This window comes from Rhizobium sp. 62_C5_N11_2, assembly GCF_051811185.1.
GTDB lineage: Bacteria > Pseudomonadota > Alphaproteobacteria > Rhizobiales > Rhizobiaceae > Rhizobium > Rhizobium leguminosarum.
Map to the genome: position 1 here is coordinate 1,726,412 of NZ_JBPWPW010000001.1, position 25,050 is coordinate 1,751,461.

At 60.5% G+C, this 25,050-nt stretch carries 26 protein-coding genes and 1 tRNA gene; 15 read left to right on the forward strand and 12 right to left on the reverse strand.

Going from position 1 to position 25,050, the window contains the following annotated elements; all coding sequences use genetic code 11:
• The first annotated feature begins 20 nt into the window (after window positions 1–20).
• Window positions 21–296, forward strand: a complete 276-nt coding sequence (locus tag AB8B31_RS08780; RefSeq protein ID WP_018445602.1) for a hypothetical protein — start codon at window positions 21–23, stop codon at window positions 294–296.
• A gap of 49 nt (window positions 297–345) precedes the next feature.
• Here the strand turns inward: AB8B31_RS08780 and AB8B31_RS08785 are convergent, their stop codons facing one another.
• Window positions 346–603: a YjhX family toxin gene (locus AB8B31_RS08785; protein ID WP_018241825.1), complete on the reverse strand. Its 258-nt coding sequence runs from the start codon at window positions 601–603 to the stop codon at window positions 346–348.
• Window positions 604–912: 309 nt separating this feature from the next.
• Between AB8B31_RS08785 and AB8B31_RS08790 the strand changes: the two genes are divergently transcribed.
• Window positions 913–1,422 carry a GNAT family N-acetyltransferase gene (locus tag AB8B31_RS08790; protein ID WP_003558950.1) on the forward strand — a complete coding sequence of 170 codons (510 nt, stop codon included), beginning with the start codon at window positions 913–915 and terminating at the stop codon, window positions 1,420–1,422.
• 13 nt (window positions 1,423–1,435) lie between these two features.
• Here the strand turns inward: AB8B31_RS08790 and AB8B31_RS08795 are convergent, their stop codons facing one another.
• Window positions 1,436–1,738, reverse strand: coding sequence for a DUF1294 domain-containing protein (locus AB8B31_RS08795; RefSeq protein ID WP_018445601.1), 303 nt, complete (start codon window positions 1,736–1,738; stop codon window positions 1,436–1,438).
• Between the two features lie 129 nt (window positions 1,739–1,867).
• Between AB8B31_RS08795 and gatB the strand changes: the two genes are divergently transcribed.
• The 5 genes from gatB (at window position 1,868) to AB8B31_RS08820 (ending at window position 5,412) form a co-directional block, all read left to right on the forward strand.
• A complete protein-coding gene (gene gatB, locus AB8B31_RS08800) occupies window positions 1,868–3,370 on the forward strand; it encodes an Asp-tRNA(Asn)/Glu-tRNA(Gln) amidotransferase subunit GatB (RefSeq protein ID WP_028732034.1) in 1,503 nt (500 codons plus the stop codon).
• Between the two features lie 3 nt (window positions 3,371–3,373).
• Window positions 3,374–3,877, forward strand: a complete 504-nt coding sequence (locus AB8B31_RS08805; protein ID WP_018445599.1) for a GNAT family N-acetyltransferase — start codon at window positions 3,374–3,376, stop codon at window positions 3,875–3,877.
• A gap of 4 nt (window positions 3,878–3,881) precedes the next feature.
• The gene (locus AB8B31_RS08810) at window positions 3,882–4,355 is read left to right on the forward strand and encodes a GNAT family N-acetyltransferase (protein ID WP_047622362.1); all 474 of its coding nucleotides are present in this window, start codon (window positions 3,882–3,884) and stop codon (window positions 4,353–4,355) included.
• Window positions 4,356–4,458: 103 nt separating this feature from the next.
• Complete coding sequence (locus AB8B31_RS08815) at window positions 4,459–4,857, forward strand: NADH:ubiquinone oxidoreductase subunit NDUFA12 (protein WP_018241831.1); 399 nt, start codon at window positions 4,459–4,461, stop codon at window positions 4,855–4,857.
• A gap of 114 nt (window positions 4,858–4,971) precedes the next feature.
• Window positions 4,972–5,412, forward strand: a complete 441-nt coding sequence (locus AB8B31_RS08820; protein WP_018241832.1) for a DUF2155 domain-containing protein — start codon at window positions 4,972–4,974, stop codon at window positions 5,410–5,412.
• Window positions 5,413–5,498: 86 nt separating this feature from the next.
• Here AB8B31_RS08820 and AB8B31_RS08825 read toward each other — a convergent pair whose 3' ends face one another.
• The 6 genes from AB8B31_RS08825 to AB8B31_RS08850 all read right to left on the reverse strand — a co-directional run bounded on the left by AB8B31_RS08825 (window position 5,499) and on the right by AB8B31_RS08850 (window position 10,436).
• On the reverse strand, window positions 5,499–6,428 hold the full coding sequence (locus AB8B31_RS08825; protein WP_131703292.1) for a DUF2167 domain-containing protein: 930 nt from the start codon (window positions 6,426–6,428) through the stop codon (window positions 5,499–5,501).
• 76 nt (window positions 6,429–6,504) lie between these two features.
• The gene (gene aat / locus AB8B31_RS08830; protein ID WP_131703293.1) at window positions 6,505–7,119 is read right to left on the reverse strand and encodes a leucyl/phenylalanyl-tRNA--protein transferase; all 615 of its coding nucleotides are present in this window, start codon (window positions 7,117–7,119) and stop codon (window positions 6,505–6,507) included.
• A 7-nt stretch (window positions 7,120–7,126) separates the two neighbouring features.
• Complete coding sequence (accC, locus tag AB8B31_RS08835; protein ID WP_018241835.1) at window positions 7,127–8,482, reverse strand: acetyl-CoA carboxylase biotin carboxylase subunit; 1,356 nt, start codon at window positions 8,480–8,482, stop codon at window positions 7,127–7,129.
• Between the two features lie 4 nt (window positions 8,483–8,486).
• Complete coding sequence (gene accB / locus AB8B31_RS08840; protein WP_047622256.1) at window positions 8,487–8,957, reverse strand: acetyl-CoA carboxylase biotin carboxyl carrier protein; 471 nt, start codon at window positions 8,955–8,957, stop codon at window positions 8,487–8,489.
• Window positions 8,958–8,977: 20 nt separating this feature from the next.
• On the reverse strand, window positions 8,978–9,415 hold the full coding sequence (gene aroQ / locus AB8B31_RS08845) for a type II 3-dehydroquinate dehydratase (RefSeq protein ID WP_011651695.1): 438 nt from the start codon (window positions 9,413–9,415) through the stop codon (window positions 8,978–8,980).
• Between the two features lie 262 nt (window positions 9,416–9,677).
• The gene (locus AB8B31_RS08850; RefSeq protein ID WP_047622254.1) at window positions 9,678–10,436 is read right to left on the reverse strand and encodes a DsbA family protein; all 759 of its coding nucleotides are present in this window, start codon (window positions 10,434–10,436) and stop codon (window positions 9,678–9,680) included.
• 207 nt (window positions 10,437–10,643) lie between these two features.
• Here AB8B31_RS08850 and AB8B31_RS08855 point away from each other — a divergent pair, with 207 nt between their 5' ends.
• Window positions 10,644–11,801, forward strand: coding sequence for a pyridoxal phosphate-dependent aminotransferase (locus AB8B31_RS08855; protein ID WP_131703294.1), 1,158 nt, complete (start codon window positions 10,644–10,646; stop codon window positions 11,799–11,801).
• 39 nt (window positions 11,802–11,840) lie between these two features.
• On the opposite strand, the gene AB8B31_RS08860 is transcribed toward AB8B31_RS08855, so the two are convergent.
• Both AB8B31_RS08860 and AB8B31_RS08865 read right to left on the reverse strand, forming a co-directional pair.
• Window positions 11,841–13,181 (reverse strand): DUF2778 domain-containing protein, encoded by a 1,341-nt coding sequence (locus AB8B31_RS08860; protein WP_131703295.1) that lies wholly within the window; start codon window positions 13,179–13,181, stop codon window positions 11,841–11,843.
• Window positions 13,182–13,387: 206 nt separating this feature from the next.
• Entirely contained in the window at window positions 13,388–15,223 is a 1,836-nt protein-coding gene (locus AB8B31_RS08865; protein ID WP_246721505.1) for a PHA/PHB synthase family protein, read from the reverse strand.
• A gap of 149 nt (window positions 15,224–15,372) precedes the next feature.
• Here AB8B31_RS08865 and AB8B31_RS08870 point away from each other — a divergent pair, with 149 nt between their 5' ends.
• The 5 genes from AB8B31_RS08870 to recJ all read left to right on the forward strand — a co-directional run bounded on the left by AB8B31_RS08870 (window position 15,373) and on the right by recJ (window position 21,002).
• Complete coding sequence (locus tag AB8B31_RS08870) at window positions 15,373–15,786, forward strand: hypothetical protein (protein WP_131703296.1); 414 nt, start codon at window positions 15,373–15,375, stop codon at window positions 15,784–15,786.
• Between the two features lie 221 nt (window positions 15,787–16,007).
• Window positions 16,008–17,225 carry an LL-diaminopimelate aminotransferase gene (locus tag AB8B31_RS08875; RefSeq protein ID WP_024320683.1) on the forward strand — a complete coding sequence of 406 codons (1,218 nt, stop codon included), beginning with the start codon at window positions 16,008–16,010 and terminating at the stop codon, window positions 17,223–17,225.
• A 61-nt stretch (window positions 17,226–17,286) separates the two neighbouring features.
• Complete coding sequence (locus tag AB8B31_RS08880; RefSeq protein WP_130652300.1) at window positions 17,287–18,612, forward strand: homoserine dehydrogenase; 1,326 nt, start codon at window positions 17,287–17,289, stop codon at window positions 18,610–18,612.
• A 160-nt stretch (window positions 18,613–18,772) separates the two neighbouring features.
• Window positions 18,773–19,015: a hypothetical protein gene (locus AB8B31_RS08885; RefSeq protein WP_131703297.1), complete on the forward strand. Its 243-nt coding sequence runs from the start codon at window positions 18,773–18,775 to the stop codon at window positions 19,013–19,015.
• A gap of 184 nt (window positions 19,016–19,199) precedes the next feature.
• Entirely contained in the window at window positions 19,200–21,002 is a 1,803-nt protein-coding gene (gene recJ, locus AB8B31_RS08890; RefSeq protein ID WP_131703298.1) for a single-stranded-DNA-specific exonuclease RecJ, read from the forward strand.
• Between the two features lie 24 nt (window positions 21,003–21,026).
• Here the strand turns inward: recJ and AB8B31_RS08895 are convergent, their stop codons facing one another.
• The gene (locus tag AB8B31_RS08895; protein WP_131703299.1) at window positions 21,027–23,006 is read right to left on the reverse strand and encodes a glycosyltransferase family 1 protein; all 1,980 of its coding nucleotides are present in this window, start codon (window positions 23,004–23,006) and stop codon (window positions 21,027–21,029) included.
• 17 nt (window positions 23,007–23,023) lie between these two features.
• Here AB8B31_RS08895 and AB8B31_RS08900 point away from each other — a divergent pair, with 17 nt between their 5' ends.
• Window positions 23,024–23,203 carry a hypothetical protein gene (locus tag AB8B31_RS08900; RefSeq protein ID WP_131703300.1) on the forward strand — a complete coding sequence of 60 codons (180 nt, stop codon included), beginning with the start codon at window positions 23,024–23,026 and terminating at the stop codon, window positions 23,201–23,203.
• 50 nt (window positions 23,204–23,253) lie between these two features.
• On the forward strand, window positions 23,254–24,363 hold the full coding sequence (locus tag AB8B31_RS08905; RefSeq protein ID WP_166480276.1) for a DegT/DnrJ/EryC1/StrS family aminotransferase: 1,110 nt from the start codon (window positions 23,254–23,256) through the stop codon (window positions 24,361–24,363).
• A gap of 362 nt (window positions 24,364–24,725) precedes the next feature.
• Here AB8B31_RS08905 and AB8B31_RS08910 read toward each other — a convergent pair.
• A tRNA-Glu gene (locus tag AB8B31_RS08910) sits at window positions 24,726–24,800 on the reverse strand.
• Window positions 24,801–25,050: the final 250 nt, after the last annotated feature.

The following is a 25,050-nucleotide window of genomic DNA, read 5'->3' on the forward strand; positions in this document are numbered from 1 at the left end:
GGAACCAGCAAGGAGGTCTCATGGCGAACAGTGATCTTGCGCAATTGATCGAGGCAGCTGATCGCCTCGCTGCCGGCGGTTTCACCATAGGCCCGGATTGGCAGGCGCTCCACGACATCTGCCAGCGCCACGAAGGCGAACAGCCGTTCGACTGGGGGCACGCCCTTTGCCATCGCATCGAGGGTGATGACTGGAACGCCGATTACTGGTATCGCCGTGCCGGCAAGACGCGCGGCACGGGCTCGATGGCCGACGAGTGGTCGGCGATGCGGACGGAACTCTCTGCAAAGGCTTGAGGCGACACCCTGACCGCGCCCGTTTGAGACGCGATCAGGAGTGCCACTATTACCTGTTGTTCAGCTGTGACCTAACCAGCCTCAGCCCTCTTTCGGTGATCCGGTAGGGCTGGCCGCCTGAGGACTTGATTGCCCTTAGCCGCTTCAGCCTGCGGAAGAGATCGAGGTCGACGCCGGGATAGACCCAGCCGTCGCGGGTGAAGCAACTGACCGCTTCGATCTTCCTGTCGTCGTCGCGGGTAATTTCAATGCGCCCGCCCTGGGCCATGAGATGCAGGATGCGCTGCTCCGTGCGAGAAATGTCCATGTGTTGAGATCCGGTGTCGCGCCCGGCAGGGCGCACAAAAACGATCTGGCGCTCATTCGAACGTCAGGGCTTCGTTTTTCGGGCCCATGCGCGCAAGCGAACTTGCGGGCAGGGCCTTTACCGGGTCTCAGGCAGGCTCAACATAAAACACCTCGATAGGGTTTATTATTCAGCCCGGAAAATTCGGTCAAGAGCGTGGTCTCAGGTCAAAACCAGTCGAAAACCTTACTTTTGGCCGATCATCCCTTTGGAGGTACTGGTAAATTCCGCGACTCAATGGTCTAGTTGAAGGGTAACGCGGAGGTGTCGTTGATCCACATTCGCAATGCCCGCGACGGTGAAGCGGAGCTATTGAGCGAGATCGGGCTCAGGGCCTGGCAAAATGCGATGGCGTCGATCGGCGAATCGGACGCGATGATCGATGCAGCGCGCAACGCCTTTCGGAACTTCGTAGAAAACGACTGGCTGACCATCACCGTTGTCGAGCAGAACGGCCAGGTCGCAGGCTGGGCGGCGCGCGAGGGATTGGACGAAACCATCTCGGATTTCTGGATCGATCCCGCCTTCACCCGCCAGGGCCTCGGTTCGGCCCTTCTCGTCCGCATCGAAAAGGAGATCGCCGATCAGGGCCTCGAGAAGGCGGCGATGCAGACCCATTCCGGCAATAGCGAGGCGATCGGCTTCTTCCAGAAGCACGGCTACAGCATTCACTGGCTCTCGGTTGCCTACAATCCGAAGCTCGACCGAGACGTGCCCTCCGTTGGACTGACGAAACAGCTCGTTTCGGATGGCCAAGGTGGCTATGGGCTGGAATTCTGATGCTTCAAGAATCCTAAAGAAGGAGAGGGCTCCATTGCGGCAGGAACGCCAGCACAGCAATTAGTGCGCCGTGCAGGATCAGGATCGCCGCCAGGATTGACCGGAACGGCTCCTTTCTCGTCTTGTGCCGCAGCAACTGCTGTGCAGCCAGCGCGCCAAGGCTGCCGCCGATCAGCGCAAGGATGAGAAGCGTGCGCTCGCTGATGCGCCACCTGCCGTGGCGCGCCGCCTGCTTGTCCATGAAATAGATCGAAAACACCAAGAGGTTCAGCGTCAGAAACAGCAAGGCCGATTTGAGGATATCGATCATCGTCATCGGGAAACCCTAGCGTGGCTCCGTTAACGAACGGCAAAACCGTGATGCGGACCACGGCGAAAGCCTTGCACCGGCACACCATTTCCTTTACCTCACCAGTGGAAAAGAACAGCCTGCAAAGAGCATCAGATGACCCTTGTCGACGTCCGCACGCCTGATCCGAAACGCTTCATCCCCGGCGCCACCGGCGACTGGGAAGTCATCGTCGGCATGGAAGTCCATGCCCAGGTGCTGTCGAATTCGAAGCTCTTCTCCGGCGCCTCGACGGAATTCGGCAAGCCGCAGAATTCGAACGTCTCGCTGGTCGACGCAGCCATGCCCGGCATGCTGCCCGTCATCAACGAGGAATGCGTCAAGCAGGCTGTTCGCACCGGCCTCGGCCTGAAAGCCCAGATCAACAAGCGCTCCCTCTTTGATCGCAAGAACTATTTCTATCCCGACCTACCGCAGGGCTATCAGATCTCCCAGTTCAAGGATCCGATCGTCGGCGAGGGCAAGATCGTCATTTCGCTCGGGCCGGACCGTCAGGGCCAGTTCGAGGATATCGAGATCGGCATCGAGCGCCTGCATCTGGAGCAGGACGCCGGCAAGTCGATGCATGACCAGCACGCAACCATGTCCTATGTCGATCTGAACCGTTCCGGCGTCGCACTGATGGAGATCGTCTCCAAGCCCGACATGCGCTCGTCCGACGAGGCCAAGGCCTATATGACCAAGCTGCGCTCGATCGTGCGCTATCTCGGCACCTGCGACGGCAACATGGACGAAGGTTCGATGCGCGCCGACGTCAACGTCTCCGTCCGCCGCCCGGGCGAGGGTTTCGGCACGCGCTGCGAGATCAAGAACGTCAACTCCATCCGCTTCATCGGACAGGCGATCGAATATGAAGCCCGTCGCCAGATCGGCATTCTGGAGGAAGGCGGCAAGATCGATCAGGAGACCCGCCTTTTCGATCCGAACAAGGGCGAGACGCGTTCGATGCGCTCTAAGGAAGATGCGCACGACTATCGTTATTTCCCCGATCCGGATCTGCTGCCGCTTGAATTCGACGATGCCTTCATCAAGGCGCTCGAAGCCGATCTGCCGGAACTGCCTGACGACAAGAAGGTACGCTTCGTGCGCGAGCTCGGCCTGTCGATCTATGATGCTTCGGTGCTCGTTTCCGAAAAAGCGATTGCCGATTATTTCGAAGCCGTCGCCGCAGGCCGTGACGGCAAGACGGCCGCCAACTGGGTGATCAACGATCTGCTCGGCGCCCTGAACCGGACCGGCAAGGATATCGAGCAGACGCCGGTTTCGCCGGCCCAGCTCGGCGCCATCATCGATCTCATCAAGGCGGGAACCATATCCGGCAAGATCGCCAAGGATCTCTTCGAGATCGTGCTGACCGAAGGCGGCGATCCCGCTGATATCGTCGAGGCGCGCGGCATGAAGCAGGTGACGGATACCGGCGCGATCGAAAAGGCCGTGGACGAGATCATCGCCGCCAATCCCGATCAGGTCGAAAAGGTCAAGGCGAAGCCGACCATGGCAGCATGGTTCGTCGGTCAGGTGATGAAGGCGACCGGCGGCAAGGCCAATCCGCAGGCTGTCCAGGCCCTCGTCAAGGCGAAGCTCGGCATCGAGGAATAAGCGGTGTATTTCGTCCGCACTGCCGGTGAGCGCGACCTGGAGAAGGTGCGCGCCCTCCTGGCGGAGAGCTTTCACGCCACCTATGACGGCCTTCATGGCGCAGCCAGGGTGGGGGATCTGATCGCCCATCTCTTTTCGCCGGCGGCGCTGAAGGCGCGCCTCGTGCGAAAGGATGCCGAATTCCTCGTTGCCGACGACGGCCGCAATATCGGCGGCATGGGTTATGCGGCAATGTCGCAGGCACTGACGAAGACGGTCATCCTGCATCTCCTCTACGTCAGGCCGGCGCTGCAGCGCCAAGGCATCGGCCGCGATATCTTTGCCGAGCTCGAAACCTGCTTCCCGGATGCGGAGATCATGCGTCTCGAAGTCGAACCGCAGAATGCGGCGGCGATCGCCTTCTATCTCTCGCACGGCTTCACCGAAGTCGGCCGCAACGAGAATAGCGGAGCCGGGCAATCCGGCATTCCGGCGCTGATCTTTGAAAAGCCGCTCGAAGGGCATTGAGGCCGTGGTGGTCGAGTTGCCCAACATTCTCATTCGCAAGGCAAGCAGGGAAGATCTGCCGGCGCTTGTGGCAATGTTTGCCGCCGATGCGCTTGGCGGTCATGGCGATACCACGGAAGCTGAAGCCTTCCCGGATTATCTCGGGGCCTTTGCCGTCATCGAGGCTTCGCCCGACCAGACACTTTACGTCGCAGAGCGCGGCGGCGAGGTGGTCGGCACGTTCCAGACGATGGTGACCACGTCGCTCACTGGCCGTGGCTCCTCGGCGATGATCATCGAGGCGGTGCAGACGCGTGCCGATATGCGCGGGCAGGGGGTCGGTGCCGCGATGATCGAGTTCGCCATTGCCGAGGCAAAAGGCCGCGGTATCAGGCGGGTAGCCCTAACCTCGAATGCGGTGCGTAGGGATGCCCATCGTTTCTATGAAAGGCTGGGCTTCAAGCCCTCGCATCTGGGCTTTAAGATGGCTTTGAAATGACCCGTGGCTGTCGTGGAATCGCTGGACAATTCGCCTTGGCGACGGCATAAGCGAGGAAACGAATTCTGGTTTGGCTCGCATCTGGCGGGCACAAGGAAAAGACATGTGGAATCTTCTGGTTCAGACCTTTACCTGGTGGAACGGTCAGACGATGGGCACGCGTTTTGCGACCTGGCGTTTTGGCAAGCGCGTCGGCGAGGATGAATTCGGCAACGTCTATTACGAAGGCGGCATGTCTTCCTACGGTCTGCCGAAGCGCTGGGTGATCTACAAGGGTTATGCCGAAGCCTCCGCCATTCCGCCGGGTTGGCATGGCTGGATGCATCATCGCACCGATGTTCCTCCTTCCAAGGAGAGCTACGTCGCCAAGGAATGGCAAAAGCCGCACCGTCCCAACCATACCGGTTCACCGCAGGCCTATCGTCCACCGGGCTCCATCGCGGTTCCGGGCGAGCGTCCACGCGTCACCGGCGATTACGACGCCTGGACGCCGGGCAACTGAGGCGGCCCGACCGGGCGATCCCAAGACCCGGCTTTTGGCCACAATTGACCTTTACCCGCAGGTTGGCCGCGCTTGACCGCGGTGTGAACTGAAAATGTCTGGAGACGGGTACACATGAAGCTCTTCACGCGGAACAAGGTCCTGCGTGCCGCCGGATCGCTGCTGGCGCTCTCGGCCCTGCTTCCGCCAGTTGCGGCAAATGCCGCACGCATCGAAAATCCGGTTGCCGTCTTCTCCGGCCTCGACAAGATCACCGGCCGCATCACGACGTTCGACGTTTATGTCAATGAGACGGTACAGTTCGGCGCACTGCAGGTGACGCCGAAGGCCTGTTATTCGCGCGACCAGTCGGAAGCGCAGAAGATCGACGGTTTCGTCGAGGTTGACGAGATCACCCTCGACCGCAAGATCCGCCGCATCTTCACTGGTTGGATGTTCGCCGCCAGCCCCGGCCTCAACGCCGTCGAGCACCCGATCTACGACGTCTGGCTGAAAGACTGCAAGACAACCTCGGACGTCCCGGCTCCCGATGGCACCAAGGCGACAGCCCGCTAACACCTCTCATCACGCCTTACAGCGCCGCGCGTCTTTTCAGACGCGCGGCGCTGTAAGGCGTTGAATTACGCAGTAGCCTGGTGAGCCTATGCAGTGGGTGTCTTGTTCCTGCTGAAAAGACCCTTGGCAAAGCGAAGCGCAGCGGCGAACACGATGAAGACGAGGACGCCGGCCTTCTTGAAGAAGGCGAGGGCGAATGCCAGCAATCCCACCTTGGCGGCAATCTTGGCGCCCGCGCCCGCAGCAATCATTCCCGCCATCCCATAGGCCGCGATCTTGTCGCCTTCGACATAGTCAGTATAGGCCATCCCCTTGTCGAACTGCACGAGCTTGGTGACGGACGGAATGACGCCCTCGATCTCCCTCAATTGAGCGAGGCCGGCGACGAAGTCGAATTGGAATACACCCTGGCGGCCGAGCACGCGCACGGAATAGTTCAGCGTGTGCTGCGCCTGCCTGTCGTCGCCGAACACCAGATCACGCGCCCAGTGCATGGCATGCGCCGAGGTGTCGTAGTGCGGCGTGGAAGCCCAGCCGACAAGCGTGATCTTCTGAAAACCCTGCTTTTGACGTTCGACGTTGTTTTCCCTGATGGAATCTTTGATGTTTTGCAGCAATTCGTCGTAATTCGTCGTGGCGGCGTCGACATCCGAGACATAGCCGTCGGCGCTGTATTCCACAATGGAGCCCCAGGCCTCGACATCGGTCGGTGCGTATTTCGCCGGGAAGATCATTCCCATCGTTCCCTCCGCCGCCGCCGGAGGATTTCCCCAGATATCGACGAGCACCGTCTTCGTGTCGGCAGGGCTGAGATAGTAGAAGTCGGCGGGCACGTTTAGCGTTGCCTTCGCTTCAGGCAGCTTGATCACGCCCTGCTGGAAATCAAGCTTCTCCAGCAACGGCTTTTCCGCGTCGGAAAAATCGGTCCTGCTGGGGAACATGTCCTGGTATGGGCGTGCGCCGGCTTGACCGGTAAACAAGGTCAAAAGGATCGCGGCTGCAAAATATCGTTTCAAAATTCTATCCCCCGTTGTATTTTTCGAACCTAGCCAAATCGGCTGAAAAATCAACGCATGGACGAATTGATCGCGCTTAAAACTTAAGGTGCGGCGACTCCATCGCCGCAGAAAGCATCAGGGCATAGTCGGCCTTCGGAACGTCGATCGCTCCGAACGTCTTCAGGTGCTCGGTGGTGAACTGCGTGTCGAGCAGCGTGAAGCCCCTTTCCCGCAGTCGGTCGACGAGATGCACGAGGCAGATCTTCGAGGCATCCGTCCGGCGCGAAAACATGCTTTCGCCGAAGAAGGCCGAGCCGAGCGAGACGCCGTAGAGGCCGCCGACCAGTTCATCGCCCTCCCAAGCTTCGACCGTATGGGCATGCCCCATGTCGAAGAGCGTCGAGTAAAGTGATCTGATCGTCTTGTTGATCCAGGTGCTGGGGCGCCCGGATGTCTCCTCCGCACAGGCAGCGATCACCTCATCGAACGCGTGATCGAAACGGATCTCGAAGGGTTTCTTGCGCACCGCCTTGGCAAGGCTATTCGACACGTGGAAATGGTCGAGCGGCAGCACGCCGCGCAATTCCGGCTCGACCCAGAAGATCTCCGGGTCGTCGGCGGATTCGGCCATCGGGAAGAGGCCGATAGAATAGGCGCGCAGGAGAATGTCAGAGGTGATGCCTGGTGACTTCCTGCGCGATCCTGCCATTCCTGTCCTATGCCGCCGGGTTGTTGGCGAGGTAGTGTTCCAGCCAGTGGATGTCGTAGTCGCCGTTGGCGATATCCTGGTTGGAGACGAGATCCTGGAACAGCGGCAGCGTCGTATTGATGCCGTCGACGACAAATTCGTCAAGCGCCCGGCGCAGGCGCATCATGCATTCGACGCGGGTACGACCGTGCACGATCAGCTTGCCGATGAGGCTGTCGTAATAAGGGGGGATCTTGTAGCCCTGATAGGCACCGGAATCGATGCGCACGCCAAGGCCGCCCGGCGCGTGGAAATGCGTGATCGTGCCGGGTGAGGGCACGAAGGTACGCGGGTGCTCGGCATTGATGCGGCACTCGATGGCGTGCCCGGAAAAATGCACTTCGTCCTGAGTCACCGAGAGACCGCCGCCGGAAGCGACGCGGATCTGCTCATGCACCAGGTCGATGCCGGTAATCGCTTCCGTTATCGGATGCTCCACCTGCAGGCGGGTGTTCATTTCGATGAAGTAGAACTCGCCATTCTCATAGAGGAATTCGATCGTGCCGGCACCGCGATATTTCAGCTTCTTCATGGCGTCGGCGCAGATCTGGCCGATCTTCATGCGCTGCTCGACGTTTAGCGCCGGCGAATTCGCCTCTTCCCAGACCTTTTGATGGCGGCGCTGCAGCGAGCAGTCGCGCTCGCCGAGATGGATGGCATTGCCTTCGCCGTCGCCGAACACCTGGATTTCGATGTGGCGCGGTTTGCCAAGATATTTTTCCATATAGACGGCATCATTGCCGAAGGCGGCTGCCGCTTCCGTGCGCGCCGTCGACCAGGCCTCGATCACGTCGGCCTCGCTCTTGGCGACTTTCATGCCGCGTCCGCCGCCGCCGGCGGTTGCCTTGATCAGCACGGGATAGCCGATTTCGGCGGCTGTCTTCAGCGCATCCTCTTCGGTCTTCACTTCGCCGTCCGAACCCGGAACGACGGGAATGCCGAGTTCCAGTGCCGTCGTCTTGGCGGTGATCTTATCGCCCATGATGCGGATATGGTCCGCCGTCGGCCCGATAAAGGTGATGCCGTGGGCTTCGAGGATATCGGCAAACTTGGCATTCTCCGACAGAAAGCCGTAGCCGGGATGCACGGCGTCAGCGCCAGTGATCTCGCAGGCGGCGACGATCTGGTGGATGTTGAGATAGCTTTCGCGCGAGGAGGGTGGGCCGATGCAGACACTTTCGTCGGCAAGGCGCACATGCATGGCATCGGCGTCGGCGGTGGAATGAACCACGACGCAGGCGATGCCGAGCTCCTTGCAGGCCCGAAGCACGCGAAGGGCAATTTCCCCGCGATTGGCGATGAGGATTTTCGAAATCATGGGCATGGGCCTATTCGATGACGACGAGGGCTTGGCCGTATTCGACGGGATGCCCGTCATCGACGAGGATCTCGGTCACCTTGCCTGACTTGGGCGAGGGGATCTGGTTCATCGTCTTCATCGCTTCGATGATGAGGAGCGTCTGGCCTTCCTTGACGGTCGCGCCGACTTCGATGAAGGCACGCGCGCCCGGAGCCGGCGCCATGTAGACGGTGCCCACCATCGGTGCATTGACCACATTGGCCGGGTTGCGGCCGGGAGCTGCGGCCGGGGCGGCAGCGACTGGCGCAGCGGCGGCTGCAGGCGCGGCATAACCAGGTGCTGAGATCGGCGCCTGAACATATTGCGGCGTGCCGGCGCGCGAAACCCGGATACGCAGGTCGTCCTGCTCGACCTCGATCTCCGTCAGATCCGTTTCGTTGAGAATATTGGCGAGATCGCGGATCAGTGCCTGGTCGATACCCGATTTCTTTTCAGCCATGGTGTTGCCCTGTCTTCTTCTTATGCCGTGATGTTCTTCAGCGCGTGGAGCGCCAGGATGTAGCTGTGAGGCCCGAAGCCGCAGATCACGCCTTTGCATGCCGGCGCGATCATCGACTTGTGGCGGAATTCTTCCCGTGCATGCACGTTGGATATGTGGAGCTCGACGACGGGAATGGAAATAGCGCGGATCGCATCATGCAGCGCGACCGATGTATGCGTATAGGCGCCTGCATTGATGGCAACGCCGACGGCCTTTTCGTCGGCCTCATGGAACCAGTCGACGAGCGTGCCTTCGTGGTTGCTCTGGCGGAAGTCGATATCGAGGCCGAGTTCGCGGCCTGCGGCCTTGCAGTCTGCCTCGATGTCCTTGAGCGTCTTGCCGCCATAAATGCCGGGCTCTCGTTTACCCAGCATGTTCAGGTTGGGGCCGTTCAGGACAAAAATCGTTTGCGTCATCGAATGTTCCGTAAAATGTACGACGGCAACCTATAGACTCCGCGAAGGCTGAATGAAAGCCCTTACGGATTGGCCAGCAGGAATCGCGCCACATTTGTCCACATGGTTGAAACGCTTCGATTTTGGCGATTTGATGGGCGGCCGGGAGCTCAAGCATGTCGCGCAAAAGTGTGCAGCGGTTTTGCGACAACGACATGCGCAAACATAAATATCTAAAGCGCGAGGGGCGCAAACTGAAAGATTGCGACGCGCTTTGGTTTGCTCAGCAGGCGGTCTTGCCGCAGCTGCGCATGTTCTTGACCTTGGCTTCGAGATCGTCGAGCCCGACGGCGCCTGGCACCAATTCATTGCCGATCACATAAGACGGCGTGCCGCTGATGCCGAGACTGGAGGCGAGCTGGTAGGTCGCCTGGACGATTCCGTCATTCGGGCTCTTTGCCATCTCGGCGCGGATCTTGTCCTCGCTGACGCCTAGCGAAGCGGCGACCGCGATCGCTGTTTCGTCGGAGGCTCGGCCTTCGGTGCCGAGAAGGGCGACGTGGAAATCGGCATATTTCTCCGGTGCCAGCTTGCGGAAGGCGTCGGCCACCTTGTGGGCGGCGACCGAATCAGGCCCGAGGATCGGGAATTCCTTGAGGACGAAACGGACGTTCTTGTCCTTTTTCAACATGGCCTGCATGTCGGGAAGCGCATGACGGCAGTAGCTGCAATTGTAATCGAAGAATTCGACGACAGTGACATCGCCCTTGGGATTGCCGAGCGTGACGTCGTTCTTCGACTCAAAGATGTCGGTGGTGTTCTCTTCGATCGCCATATTGGCCTTCACCAGGCGCTGGGCTTCCTGCTTCTTCTGCAGCGCATCCTGGACTTCCAGCATGATCTCGGGATTCTCGATCAGGTATTGCTTGATGAATTCGCCGAACTCCTTCTTCTGCTGGTCGTCGAGCGCTGCCGCCGGAAGCGGAAGGGCGATCGATGCGGCCAGCGCCAGTGCGGTGAAGGTTTTCGAGAAGAAGGCCATGATATCCTCGTCATCGGCAATGTGGTCGTCTTGGTCAAGAAGACCATCGCCGGGTTATGGACTTGAATGCGTCGCGTCAAGGTACGGTGCGTTCGGTTCTGCTCAAACAGGAATTTTCACCCCCGCGCGACCCTCGCGGGATTGTGATGAGCCGATTAATGCGGCAATTGTCTGGCCGTCATTGAAGAAGCTGAGCGAGAAACGATCTTGTTTTCCATATCCAAACGCAGCGAAGTCGAGCCTTTTCACGCCATGGACGTCTTGGCGGAGGCGACGAAGCGGCGTGCGACCGGCCATCCCGTGATCTCGATGGCGGTCGGTCAGCCCTCGCATCCGGCACCTCAAGCGGCACTCGAAGCGGCGCGCACAGCCCTTACCGAAGGCCGGATCGGTTATACCGATGCGCTGGGAACGGCGCGGCTGAAATCGGCGCTTGCCTGGCACTACAAGGATCGCCACGGCCTGGAGATCGATCCCACGCGCATCGCCATCACCACCGGCTCCTCGGCAGGTTTCAATCTCGCCTTCCTGTCACTCTTCGATGCCGGCGATGCGGTGGCGATCGCAAGACCTGGTTATCCCGCCTATCGCAATATTCTCGGCGCGCTGGGCCTGAAGGTTCTCGAAGTGCCGGTAACGGCCGAGACCCAGTTCACCCTGACGCCGCAAAGCCTCGAGGCCGCACAGAAGGAAAGCGGCATGACGCTGAAGGGCGTGCTGCTCGCAAGTCCCGCCAACCCGACCGGCACCGTGACCGGCCACGATGGGCTGCAGGCGCTTGCAGATTATTGCGCGGCCCATTCCATCGCCTTCATCTCCGATGAAATCTACCACGGGCTGACCTTCGCCGGCGAGGAGACGAGCGCGCTGGAACTGACCGACGAGGCGATCGTCATCAACTCCTTCTCCAAATATTATTGCATGACCGGTTGGCGAATCGGCTGGATGGTGCTGCCGGCACGCCTGGTGCGGCCGATCGAGCGGGTGGCGCAGAGCCTCTACATCTCCCCGCCGGAGCTCTCCCAGATCGCCGCCACGGCCGCTCTGAGCGCTGGCGCGGAGCTCGATCGTTATAAGGCGAGCTATGCCACCAACCGCGACTTGCTGATGCGGCGACTGCCGCAGATCGGGTTTTCGATCGCGTCGCCGATGGACGGTGCGTTCTACGCCTATCTCGACGTCACCCGCTTCACCAATGACAGCATGGGCTTTGCCAAACGCATGCTCGCGGAAATCGACGTCGCCGCGACGCCCGGTCTGGATTTCGATCCGCTGGAGGGAAATCGAACGCTGCGTCTGTCCTATGCGGGCTCGCAAGCGGAGATCGCCGAGGCGGTGGAGCGAATCGCAGCCTGGTTGAAGTAGCGTCCGCTGCCCGGCAAGCGGCAGTGCGCTCTCCAATCCTCAACTGCGTCGCGAAAACAACGAAGCAAAGGTCGAAGACGGTTTGTTGTTCAGCCGCGGCACCACCACGAGCTGCTTGATGTCGCCGCGCTTGTAGGCGGCGAGGAAACGGCGGTAGTCCTTGAAGGAGACACAGCCGTTGGAATCGCCGTTCTTGCCGAGCATGTAGGTATGGGCGAGAAGGCCGACACGGTCATAGATGGCGTCCGAACCCTCGACCGGCGTCAACCGCAGCGCCTCGACACCATGGAAAAGGCTCTCGCGCATGGTGAGGACATAGGTGTGTGGCGGCGTCGGTCCGCGCATCTTCTTGTTCACAAAACGCGGGTTGTCACGCATCTTGCCGAGCCCGGAATGGGCCTCAAGCCGTTCGCCGTTCGGCAGGTAGACGGTGCTGTTTTCGATATCGTAGATCGCCACGCCTGCGCGCAGCTTCGGCGAGAAGACCGGCTTGTCGTAGCGCGGCACTGCGTCGTCCTCGTCATCCTCGATCGGCGAGTTCGGCTGGGCATAGGCAAGCGCAGGCTCGCCAGAGCGCTGCGAGCCCTTGGAAGCCAGTGCCGGTTTGCCGATGAGTCCGTCAGGACGTGCCATCGGCAGCGGCACAGAACCTTCATCCGGCGCCAGCACGAGATCGAAGGGTGGCGCGTCGTCTACGGCGGCAACGACCACCGGTGCAGGTTCCGATGCGGGAATGGAGGCCGTTCTGACAGGAGATGCGGTTGGCTCGACCGGAGCCGGCGCGATTTGCCGGGATCCGGCATCGGCAAGTGCAAGCAGGGCCGGGAGTTCAACTGCGGCGACGGCCTCCTTCGAGGGAACGATGATCCGGTCGCCGTCGTCTTCTTCCGTCTCTGCCGAGGCGAGTTCGACCGGCGGCGGCGCGATCACATCGTCCTTGCGGAATTTGACGCTATCGGAAATCGCGGCCACGACCGGCTGTTCGGCAGCCATGGCGAGCCGATTGTTTTTGGCGAGAACCGCGAGCGCCGTTGCAGCGGCGGCGGTCTTTTCGGCATGGGATTGAATGAGGCTCGCCGTCAGCGGTACCTTCGGCTTCGCATCGAAGGCAGCCAGCCGATCGGCCTTGCCGACATGGATCAGCCGCTCATGGCGCGGTGACGGAGCCACCTTCGGCGCAGTGCCGACCTGTGCCAGGCGATCGGACGGAGAATAGGGAGCGGCTATCGAGTGCATCGTCGCGAAGGTCGCGATCAGCCATGTGGAGGTCAGAAATCCGGCGCCGACAACACCGTAAAGGAAACCGCGAGATCTGCGCCAACGGAAAGCAGATCCGCCAAGAAGGGTGACGTCATCGAACGTCCCGACCGCACACGCCATACTACACTCGTCTTTCAAACTCGCTACGCAGGCCGGCGGCACTGACTGACTTAACTTCGCCGGGGCCGGTACAGGCGCAAATGGGCCGAATTTAGACCACCCACGACGTCCGACTGTCTCGCAAGGATGACGAATTATGGTTTCTAATTTGTTTACGCGGCGTTGCAGTTTTTCACGGCGTCTCAAAAAGAGATGCGTTGGGCGTCTCAGGCGCGCTCCATCACATAACTTCCCGGCGCTTCCTCGATCGCGTTCAACGCATCGCCGCCGGGTTTGCGGGCAGGTACGCGTCTGCTGTCATGCGTCTTGATCCAGGCCTGCCAATGCGGCCACCATGACCCGGGGGTCTCCGTCGCCTGGTCGAGCCAAGTCTCGTAGTCTCCCTTGGCGGGGCCGCCCGTCCAGAATTGATACTTCTTCCTGTCGGGCGGATTGACGACGCCGGCGATATGTCCCGAGCCGGTCACGATGAATTCCACCTTGCCGCCGAAGAACCGGCTGCCGAGGAAGACGGACTTGGCAGGTGCGATGTGATCCTCGCGGGTGGCGAGATTATAGATCGGGATCTTCACGTCCTTCAGCGACACGGGCTTGCCATCGAGGATCATCTCGTTCTGCGTCAGCGCATTGTTGAGATAGCAATTGCGCAGATAGAAGGCATGGTTTGCCGCCGCCATGCGGGTCGAATCGGCATTCCAGAACAACAGGTCGAAGGGCAGGGGATCCTGGCCCTTGAGGTAGTTGTTGACGAAATAAGGCCAGATCAGTTCCGAGGCGCGCAGCATGTTGAAGGCCATCGACATCTTCGTGCCGTCCAGATAGCCGGCCGCCTGCATATGCTCTTCGAGCGATTCAAGCTGCTCCTCGTCGACAAAGACCTTGAGGTCGCCGGCATGGGTGAAATCGACCTGGGTGGTGAACAGTGTCGCGGTCTTGATGCGCTTGTTCTTGTCCTTGGCATGCAGCGCCAGTGTCGCGGCCAGCAGCGTGCCGCCGACGCAGTAGCCGACGGCGTTGACGTCCTTCTCGCCTGTCGCCTTCTCGATTGTATCAAGCGCGAAATCGATGCCTTCGCGGGCATAGGCCGTCCAGTCCTTCTCGGCGTGGCGCGCATCCGGGTTGACCCAGGAAATGACGAACACCGTCTGACCCTGGTCGACGCACCATTTGATGAAGGATTTTTGCGGGTTGAGGTCGAGAATATAGAACTTGTTGATCCAGGGCGGGCAGATCAGCAGCGGTCGCTTCAGCACGGTTTCGGTCGAAGCCTCGTACTGGATGATCTGGCAGATGTCGTTCTGGGCGATCACTTTGCCTGGCGTCAGCGCCATATCGCGGCCGACGGCGAATTTCGTCATGTCGGTCTGGCGAAGACGAAGGTCGCCATGTCCGGCAGCGATATCCTCGGCCAGCATCTTCATCCCGCGCACCAGATTGGCGCCGCTGGTCGCGATCGTCTCGCGGTAGAGCTGCGGATTGGTGGCGATGAAGTTGGTCGGCGAGAGCGCTGCCGTGATCTGCTTCACGTAGAAGCCGGCCTTGTGCTTGGTGTGCTCGTCGAGGCCATCAGTCTCCGACACCATCTTTTCCACCCAGTCGGTGGTGACGAAATAGACCTGGCGGAGAAAATCGAAGAATGGATTCTTCTGCCAGTCCTCGTCCGAGAAGCGCTTGTCCTTGCGGGTGTCCGGCTCGGGAGGCGTGGGATCACCCTGCATTCGTTGCATCGAGCGCATCCAGATGCCGAAGAACGAGGACATCAGCTGTGTCTGTGCCTCGAAGGTGCGGCGCGGATCGGAAATCCAGTATTCGGTAACCTTGGAAAGCGTCTTGACCATGTCGGTCATCGGATCGACGGTGCTTTCGGTGATCTCGCCGCGTTCGCGCGGCGCAAGCCAGGCAGACGCTGCTTGTCCGAGATTTTCGAGCGCCCGGGCGAAATTCATCGCCATGGCCTCAGGATCCTTCAACAGATAGGGATCGAGATCGGTCGCGTCGAAGCCGGCCTTGCCGCCATTCTCCTGCTTGCTGTCGGTCACCATTTCCTCCGGCGGCAGCACCACTCTTTTTATCCGTTCGTTGTACATCGTGATTGAACGAGAAAACAAGTTCCACCCGCATCGGCTCATGCTATTGCTTTGTGGCTGCGACAAATTTAACAGTCGAAGCAGTCAGAACTGGATTTTGAGGCATGACGAAGAACGGCATTCGGCGCATCGCAACCTTCAACCGCACTGCACTGATCTGCGCCGCGGCGGCGATGGCCCTTGCCGGATGCAATCTGACGGCGGAACAAAAGGCCGCTGCCGCTGCCAAGCGAGCGGCGCCGACCGCCGTCGTCATGCCGGCCACCAAGGGCGAGGCGGCCGAGGGCGGTCTTGCAAAATACCCGGACGGCTATCCGAATTTCGGCGCGCCGCTGACGGCCGCCAACGTCCAGATGAGCGACGAGCAGGCTGCCGAACTGCAGCATCAACTGACGGCACTTGCCGCTCGGCGCAAGGCCGGCACAATCTCGGAGGCCGAATATCAGGCCAAGGTCGCCGAAATGCGGCGTCTCGCCGCCGAGCACGGCACTGATACGCTCTCCGAAATCTCCAAATAGACCTTGCCTTTCAGGCAATTTGGACGCAAAGCCTTCCGGATGGATCGGAAGATATAATTTTCCCGATAAAGCGCGTTACGCGGCCTTTCCGTCAAAGATTTGCCGCGTCGCTTGGGTCTGATGAATACGGCGTTGCGATTCTGAAGTTCGTGTCGCAGCCGCCGGGAGACGGAACGAACTTCGACAGCGGCCCGAAATGCCGCCTTTCCATGGGGAATGAGATGGAAGAGTTTCACAAAGTCCGGCGTTTGCCGCCTTATGTTTTCGAACAGGTCAACCGTTTGAAAGCAAGCGCGCGAGCGGGCGGCGCCGATATCATCGATCTCGGCATGGGAAACCCCGACCTTCCCACTCCCCAGTCGATCGTCGACAAGCTGTGCGAGGTCGTGCAGGATCCGCGCACGCACCGTTATTCCTCTTCCAAGGGCATTCCGGGTCTGCGCCGCGCTCAGGCCGCTTATTATGCCCGCCGTTTCGGCGTCAAGCTCAACCCGGATACCCAGGTGGTCGCCACCTTGGGCTCCAAGGAAGGCTTCGCCAACATGGCGCAGGCAATCACCGCGCCTGGCGACGTGATCCTCTGCCCGAACCCCACCTATCCGATCCACGCCTTCGGCTTCCTGATGGCGGGCGGCGTGATCCGTTCCATGTCGGTGGAGCCGGATGCGAGCTTCTTCGAGCCGCTCGAACGCGCGGTCCGGCATTCGATCCCGAAGCCCTTAGCGCTGATCCTCAACTACCCCTCGAACCCGACGGCCTTTGTCGCGACGCTCGATTTCTACAAGGACGTCATCGCCTTTGCGAAAAAGCATGACATCATCGTGCTCTCCGACCTTGCCTATTCGGAAATCTACTTCGACGGCGCTCCGCCGCCGTCGGTTCTCGAAGTGCCAGGCGCAATGGACGTGACTGTCGAGTTCACGTCGATGTCGAAGACCTTCTCCATGCCCGGCTGGCGCATGGGCTTTGCCGTCGGCAACGAGCGGCTGATCGCGGCGCTCACCCGCGTCAAGTCCTATCTCGACTACGGCGCCTTCACGCCGATCCAGGTGGCGGCGACGCACGCGCTGAACGGCGACGGCTCCGACATTGCGGAAGTCCGCAACGTCTATAAGCGCCGTCGCGACGTCATGGTCGAAAGCTTCGGCAAGGCCGGGTTCGAGGTCCCGCCGCCGGCTGCCACCATGTTTGCCTGGGCGAAGATCCCGGAAAAGTTCCGTCACCTCGGTTCGCTGGAATTCTCCAAGCTGCTGGTCGAGAAGGCCGACGTCGCCGTTGCCCCGGGCATCGGCTTCGGCGAAATGGGCGACGACTACGTCCGTCTGGCACTTGTGGAGAACGAACACCGTATCCGCCAGGCTGCGCGCAACATCAAGAAGTTCATGTCGACGGCTGACGAGACAATGCACAACGTCATTTCGCTGAACGCACACCGCTAATCCAACCGTTGGGCAGCCGCGTCAAGCGGCTGCCGCCACACAGACATTTCAGGATCGATCCATGGCAGATGCCCTCAAAATCGGCATTGCGGGCTTGGGCACCGTTGGCGCCTCGCTTGTCCGCATCATTCAGCAGAAAAGCAACGAGCTTGCCGTCACCTGCGGACGTCCGATCACCATCACGGCGGTCTCCGCGCGTGACAGGACAAGAGACCGCGGCATCGATCTTTCCACTGTTACCTGGTTCGACCGGCCGGAAGAGCTTGCAGAAAAAGGCGATATCGACGTCTTCGTCGAGCTGATGGGCGGCGCCGAAGGAGCTGCCAACATCTCCGTGCGCGCCGCACTTCAGCGTGGTCTCCATGTGGTGACAGCCAACAAGGCGCTGCTTGCCTATCACGGCGTCGAGCTTGCGACGATCGCCGAGGAGAAGGGGTCGCTGCTGAACTTCGAGGCGGCGGTCGCCGGCGGCATCCCGGTCATCAAGGCGCTGCGTGAATCGCTGACGGGCAATTCCGTCTCGCGCATCTATGGCATCATGAACGGCACCTGCAATTACATCCTGACCAAGATGGAGAAGGAGGGGCTTTCCTTTGCCGAATGCCTCAAGGAAGCGCAGCGGCTGGGTTATGCCGAGGCTGATCCGGCCTTCGATATCGAGGGCAATGACACGGCCCATAAGCTTTCCATCCTGACGACGCTCGCCTTCGGCAATCAGATCGCAGCCGACGACATCTATCTCGAAGGCATCACCAACATTTCGATCGAGGATATCCACGCCGCTGCCGAGCTCGGTTATCGCATCAAGCTGCTGGGCGTTGCCCAGCGCACCGATACCGGCATCGAGCAGCGCGTCCATCCCACCATGGTGCCGGTCGATTCGGTCATCGCCCAGGTCGACGGCGTCACCAATGCGGTGGCGATCGAATCCGACGTGCTCGGCGAACTGCTGATGGTCGGCCCCGGCGCCGGCGGCAATGCCACGGCCTCGTCGGTACTCGGTGATATCGCCGATATCGCCAAGAGCCAGCCGGGCGCCCAGCGCGTGCCGGTGCTCGGCCATCCCGCAACGACGCTGGAGCCCTACCGCAAGGCGCAGATGCAGAGCCACGAGGGCGGCTATTTCATCCGCCTGACCGTGCTCGACCGCACCGGCGTCTTTGCCAGCGTCGCAACGCGCATGGCGGAAAACAACATCTCGCTGGAATCGATCGTTCAGCGCTCCAAACAGCATCTGGCGCCATCGCACCACCAGACGATCATTCTCGTCACCCACGCAACGATGGAAGAATCGGTGCGCAGGGCGGTCGCCTCGATCAAGTCGGAAGGTTATCTCTTCGGCGAGCCGCAGGTCATTCGCATCGAACGGCCGAAAGAGGAAGGCTGAGCCTTTTTCCCGTCCCGGAGGACCGTTGAGCCGCCCTGTCTCTGCAGGGCGGTTTTTCTGTTATTTGTTCAACCTTCCCTAACGGAAGTCTATATTAACAGATACCGAAATATTGATATAACTAAACCTAAGATGGTGAGTCGTCTGGGTGGAGAATTTCATGAGCAAGGACAGCCACGCCGGGAAGGGGTATGGCTACCCGAGCGACGTGCCGCCGAACCATCCTGATAAGTCTGAGAAAATCCCCAAGCCGGCCTACCGTGAAATTCCTCAGGAGGTCTCTGAGGAGGCTGATGGCGAAGAAAACACGGAAGGCCGCAACTGGGCCATTCTGCTGACGCTGTTTTCCGTCATGTTGGTGCAACTGGCCGGCATCGCCCTGATTGTCTGGGCGGTATTCTAAAGCGTGTCGCGATCTTTCAGATTCGCTCGCGCTTTAGGGGCTTTATTTTTACGCATGCGTTACCGCAAAACCGCTGCACACTTTTGCGCGACATGCTTTGGTAAAAACCCGTGTCTGCAAATCCATCGCTATGTTATCTCCGCTGCTCCTGTAGAAAGAGCAGATGAAGTCAGCGGAGTGTGGCATGGCAGATCTCGTCGATCCGGTACAGCGCGCGTTTCTCGGTGTGGAGAAATCCGCGCTCGACAATCGCTGGGTGGCGCGGCTCGACCAGGCAGGGCAGAACCGCGCGCTGGCTATGTCGCAGATCCATGGATTGCCGGACCTGATCGCCCGGGTGCTGGCCGGGCGCGGCGTGACGGTAGACGAGGCGATCGAATTCCTAGATCCGACGATCCGCAGGCTGATGCCCGATCCCCATAAGCTGACCGATTGCGAAAAGGCCGCGATCCGCCTGGTGAGTGCCATCGAGCGCGGCGAGAGCGTCGCGATCTTCGGCGACTACGATGTCGACGGCGCGGCCTCCTCGGCGCTGATGTACCGGTTTCTCAGCCATTTCGGCGTCAGGGCGACCATCTATATTCCCGATCGCGTCTTCGAAGGTTATGGCCCCAATCCGGCGGCGATCAATCAATTGATCGACAATGGCGCCCAGCTGATCGTCACCGTCGATTGTGGCTCGACCAGTCACGAGGCGCTGGCCGCCGCTGCTGCGCGCAATATCGATGTCGTCGTCATCGATCACCACCAGGTGACACATGAGCTGCCGCCCTGTCATGCCCTCGTCAACCCGAACCGTGAGGACGATCTCTCGGGGCAGGGGCATCTCTGCGCGGCCGGCGTTGTCTTCATGGTCCTGGTCGCAACGCTGAGGCTACTGCGCGCGGCCGGCAACAAGCGGATCCTGGCGATCGACCTGCTGCAATGGCTGGATATCGTCGCGCTTGCGACGGTCTGCGATGTCGTGCCGCTGAAGGGCCTCAACCGCGCTTATGTGGTGAAGGGGCTGGTCGCCGCCCGGCACCAGAGCAATGCCGGGCTTGCCGCACTCTTCCGCAAGGCGGGGCTTGCAGGCCCGGTGACACCCTATCATTTCGGCTTCCTGATCGGCCCGCGCATCAATGCCGGCGGGCGGATCGGCGATGCAGCACTCGGAAGCCGCCTGCTGACGCTCGACGACGCCGGTGAGGCAGAGGTGATCGCGCAGCGCCTCGACGAGCTCAACCGCGAACGCCAGGCGATGGAGGCCGTCATGCTGCAAGAGGCGGAGGCCGAGGCGCTCGCCGAATATGGCGACGGCGAGGGCGCATCCGTCATCGTCACCGCCCATGAGAAATGGCATCCCGGCATCGTCGGCCTGATCGCGGCGCGGCTGAAGGAGAAGTTCAAACGGCCCGCCTTCGCAATCGCCTTCGATCCCTCCGGCCGCGGCACCGGCTCGGGCCGCTCCATCAACGGCTTCGATATGGGCAGGATGGTGCGAGCTGCGGTCGACGAGGGGATACTCGTCAAGGGCGGCGGCCACGCCATGGCCGCCGGGCTGACGGTCGAGCGCGCCAATCTCGGCAGGCTGAGGACCTTCTTCACGGAGAAAGCCACAAAGACAGTGGCCAGCCTTGTCGCCAACGAGACACTGAAGATCGACGGCGCGATCGGTGCAAGCGGCGCCACGCTCGAACTCATCGACCGCTTGGAGGCCGCTGGCCCCTATGGCTCCGGCCACGCCCAGCCGCTCTTTGCCGTGCCGGCGCATCGGGTGCGCGACGCGCGCCTGGTCGGCGAGAAACACGTGAAGGTGACGCTGGAGGCAATGGACGGATCGCGGCTCGATGGCATCGCCTTCCGCGCCGCCGATACGGCGCTCGGCAATCTTATCATCAATTCACGCGGCGCCAGCCTTCATGTCGCGGGTTCGCTCAGTGCCGAGCATTATCAGGGTGCGCGCCGCATCCAACTGCGCGTCTGCGACGCAGCTCCGGCGCGGTAATCTACCAGTCGGAAGAGAGTCTCGTCAGGTACAACCGGCGGTCATGACGCTCATCAGCATGGCCGCTTGCGATCGGCTCTCCATGGCCGCAAAGCCCTTCGCGGCGACGGAATCACGCTCCGCGGTATCTGCGATCAACTTGTGGCAGCGCTCGATCATCTTGTCATAGGGCTCGACCGCCAGGCCGCCGCTGAAGGGCTGGAGATCCGGGTCGCGGATATCGCCTTCGGTCAGCACGCAGACGCGATTGGCGAGCAGATAGGAAATGCGCACGATCTCGAAGACGCCGCTCGCATAGTGATGAATGTTGATGACGATCTTGGAACGGGCAATCGCCGCGTCACGTTCCGCGCCATAGATGTTGAAGAGGTGCGCGACCTTAAGCCCGCCTTGCTCCAGCGTCTTCAGGATATGGTGGCGGCGTTCGTTCATCGAGCCGTAGAAGAGCACGTCGATATCTTTGACGGGGGCGTGTTTTATCTGGCTGAGGCAGCGGCTATAGCCGATTTCGAGCACGCCAGCATGATCAATGCCCTTGGCGGCGAGATTTTCCCGGTTGCGCGGGCTGTAGTCGAGAACCGGAAGCGACTTCAGGATCGAGGTGTAGCGCGAATTGATCCAGATGCTTTCTTCGGACACCTGCTCAAGATTGACGACGACGCTGTCCTTCGGCAGATGGCTGACGATTTCGGCGGGGAGAAGGTTGCCGCCGTAGATGATCGGCGCACGACCCGCGAACGCGGTCATGTCGCGGACGATCGGTGCCGAGCCGCCGAGTTCCTCGAAGGCGCCCTGGAGGCCGAGCGCGACTTCGTCGAAGGCGTGGCTGTGATTGTAGTTGGCGGGCGTCACGATCCAGATGCAATGACGGTCCTTGTGTGCCTGCCATCCGCCGGCAAAGGGCTGCAACGGGTTGCGGAGCGGCTGCTCGATCTTCGGCGCGGCTGATATAGCGGGCCTTTCCGTCCGTACCGGCTGCTGCGGCACTGGAGAGGCGCCTGAAGCCTGCGGAGCATAGGCGCGCATCAATTCGCGGCGGCCGATGAATTGGCCGCGCGGCATCCAAGCGGGCGGATCATCAGCGCCCCAGATCAGATGCGGCTGCTTGATGAGCGGCTGGCGGCCTTCCTGCCACGAGGTCAGGAGAGCCTGGTCACGGCTCTGCAGAAAGGCTTCCTTGGCGGCGAAGAGACCATGCAGCATACGGCCGAGGCGGACACCGAACTTCCATTCGAAATCGGCAACGGTCGGTACGAAGGCGGCGATCTTCATTCCGGAGACGGCAGCCTGCTGGACATAGAGCCCGAGCAGACGCTCGATCACGAAGGGGCGCATCTTCGCGTTGGCATCGCGTGAATAGTGAGCCACACCGGCATAGGCGGTCCCTGCCGGCGAGCCGGCGAGCGCTTCTCTTTCCAGCGATTCGAGAATGCGTTCGCAAAAAGCGAAATACCCGGACCAGAATTTCCGGTTGCCGCAGAAATAGTTGCAGAACATGAAGGCCGTCTTGTCCTGCGGCGGCGCGATCGGATGACCGAGCGCCTGAATATGCAGGAAGATCGGGTCCATACCGGGATGACCGCCAAGCAGCGAATGTTCCCAAACGTTGCTGTAGATCGCCGCGTGGCCGATCAGCGGATTGTAAAGATAGGCGTCCGCACCTTCCGCCCTGGCCTTTTCCGCCTCTGTTACAAAGGACGGGAAGCTCGTCACCGACTTCATCTCGAATTTGCTGGAGAGCAGCCCCCAGAACACGTCGTCGCCGAGGCCGATCGCCTCGTGATGCTGATGCAGGATGAGGAAGAGCTCATATTCGCGGGTCGTAGCCTGCGTATTGAACGAAATGTCGAGCGGCACGGCAGCCGCATCCAGCTGGCTGCGCTGCGAAGGATCGAGATAAGGCTGATAGACAATGACGGATCCCGTGCTGGCAGCTTTCTCCGTGAGAAGTGCCAGATCAGGAAGACCGGACGGCAGAGCGGAAATGGGCTGATTGATCGTCAAGGAATCGTCCTTCGTGCATGGCCGCCGTCTCCATGATTCACGAAACGGCATTCGGGCTGGTTTGGGTGCCGACTATTGGACGTGAAGCTTGCGCCACACTGTTGGCAGGAATTTCGCTAGAACAGGATGTCGTCCGAAAACCGCTCACACTTTTCGGCATCATGTTCTGGTCAGCCTGGGAACAGGTTAAGCCGTGATGTTCGGACCAGGCCCATTGCGCGATAATGCCCAACTCCTCGACGGCGTCATGAAAAACGAAAAGATCTATGTAACGAAGCCCAGCCTGCCGCCGCTCGAAGAATTCATTCCGTCGCTGGAAGCAATCTGGAACAATCGCGTCCTGACCAATGGCGGGCCATTCCACCAGCAGCTGGAGCAGGAGCTCTGCAACCATCTCGGCGTGAAGCACATCAGCCTCTTTTCCAACGCCACGGTCGCGCTGCTGACGGCGCTTCAGGCGCTCCGCGTCACGGGCGAAGTCATCACCACGCCTTATTCCTTCGTCGCCACTTCGCATTCACTTCTCTGGAACGGCTTAAAGCCCGTCTTCGTCGACATCGATCCGGTGACGCTCAATGTCGATCCAGCGAAGATCGAGGCGGCGATCACGCAGCAGACGACGGCGATCATGCCTGTGCATTGCTACGGCCACCCCTGCGACGTCGATGCTATCCAGAAGATCGCCGATCTCTACAATCTGAAGGTCATCTATGACGCCGCCCATTCCTTCGGCGTGGAAGACGAGCGGGGAAGCATTCTCAATCACGGCGACCTTTCCATCCTGAGCTTCCATGCGACGAAGGTTTTCAACACATTCGAAGGCGGGGCCATCATCTGCCCGGATGTCAAGACGAAGACCCGCATCGACCAGCTGAAGAACTTCGGTTACGTCGACGAAGTGACCGTGGTGGCGCCAGGCACGAACGGCAAGATGAGCGAGTTCAACGCTGCGCTCGGCCTGTTGCAGCTGAAATACATCAAGCTCGCGCTCGAAAGGCGTGGTTTGATCGACAGCGCATACCGTGAGCGGCTCCGCGGTGTGGCCGGCATAGAATGCCTGGACCGTTCCGGCGAGACCGTCTCCAACTTCTCTTATTTCCCGATCCTCGTACGCCCTGACTATCCCATTTCACGCGATGGGCTCTATGAACGGCTGAAGGAAAACAGCATTCATCCGCGCCGCTATTTCTATCCGCTGATTTCAAGCTTCTCGATGTACCGCAGCCTGCCTTCCTCGCAGCCCTCGAACCTGCCGGTCGCAACCGAGGCCGCACAACAGGTGCTCTGCCTTCCCATCTATCCGGACATGGAGATGGAGATCGTCGACAGGGTCTGCGCGCTGATCGAGTCGGCTTAAAAACACGGTATTCCGACAGTCATCTCGCACCGCTAGGCCGACCGGGCCTAAAATCATCCTGTTCTAGCCGCCTCACTTGTCATCAAAGACTTGAAGCGCGATCCCTGCCTGCCAGATAAGAAATCGCGAGCCGGCGCATTGCAAGTGGCTGCTCATACGAAAGCGGCGTGACCATCGATCACGCCGCTTTCTTCATCTCATAGACGCTAAATTAAAGCGCCAGTTGCGGAGGTCGGATGCGAAGCATCTCTCCAGCCCCGCCGGCGAGTGCGGTTACGCGAGGCTTGCGCAGAAGGAGGGCACAAGCGGCAAATAAGCCCGCTGATCTGGCCCGAATCGATGGATGAATTTCTGGGAGCAAGTGGCACGCCCTAGGGGAGTCGAACCCCTCTTTACAGAATGAAAATCTGTCGTCCTAACCGATAGACGAAGGGCGCGTGCTGTGGCGCCCTTATAGTCAGCACCTCAGAAGGCCGCAAGCGCCAAGGCGCGAAAAAATCATCGTTTTCGGCAATCTTTTGCTGTTGTGGAAAACCACCGCGCCGGATACGCCGAAGCGGAGAAAGATCGAGCCTGCGGGTTGGGTTGGGCAGCATCGTGCAAGCGATTGGTACGCCCTAGGGGACTCGAACCCCCAACCAAGCGGTTATGAGCCGCCGGCTGTAACCATTGAGCTACAGGCCCTCG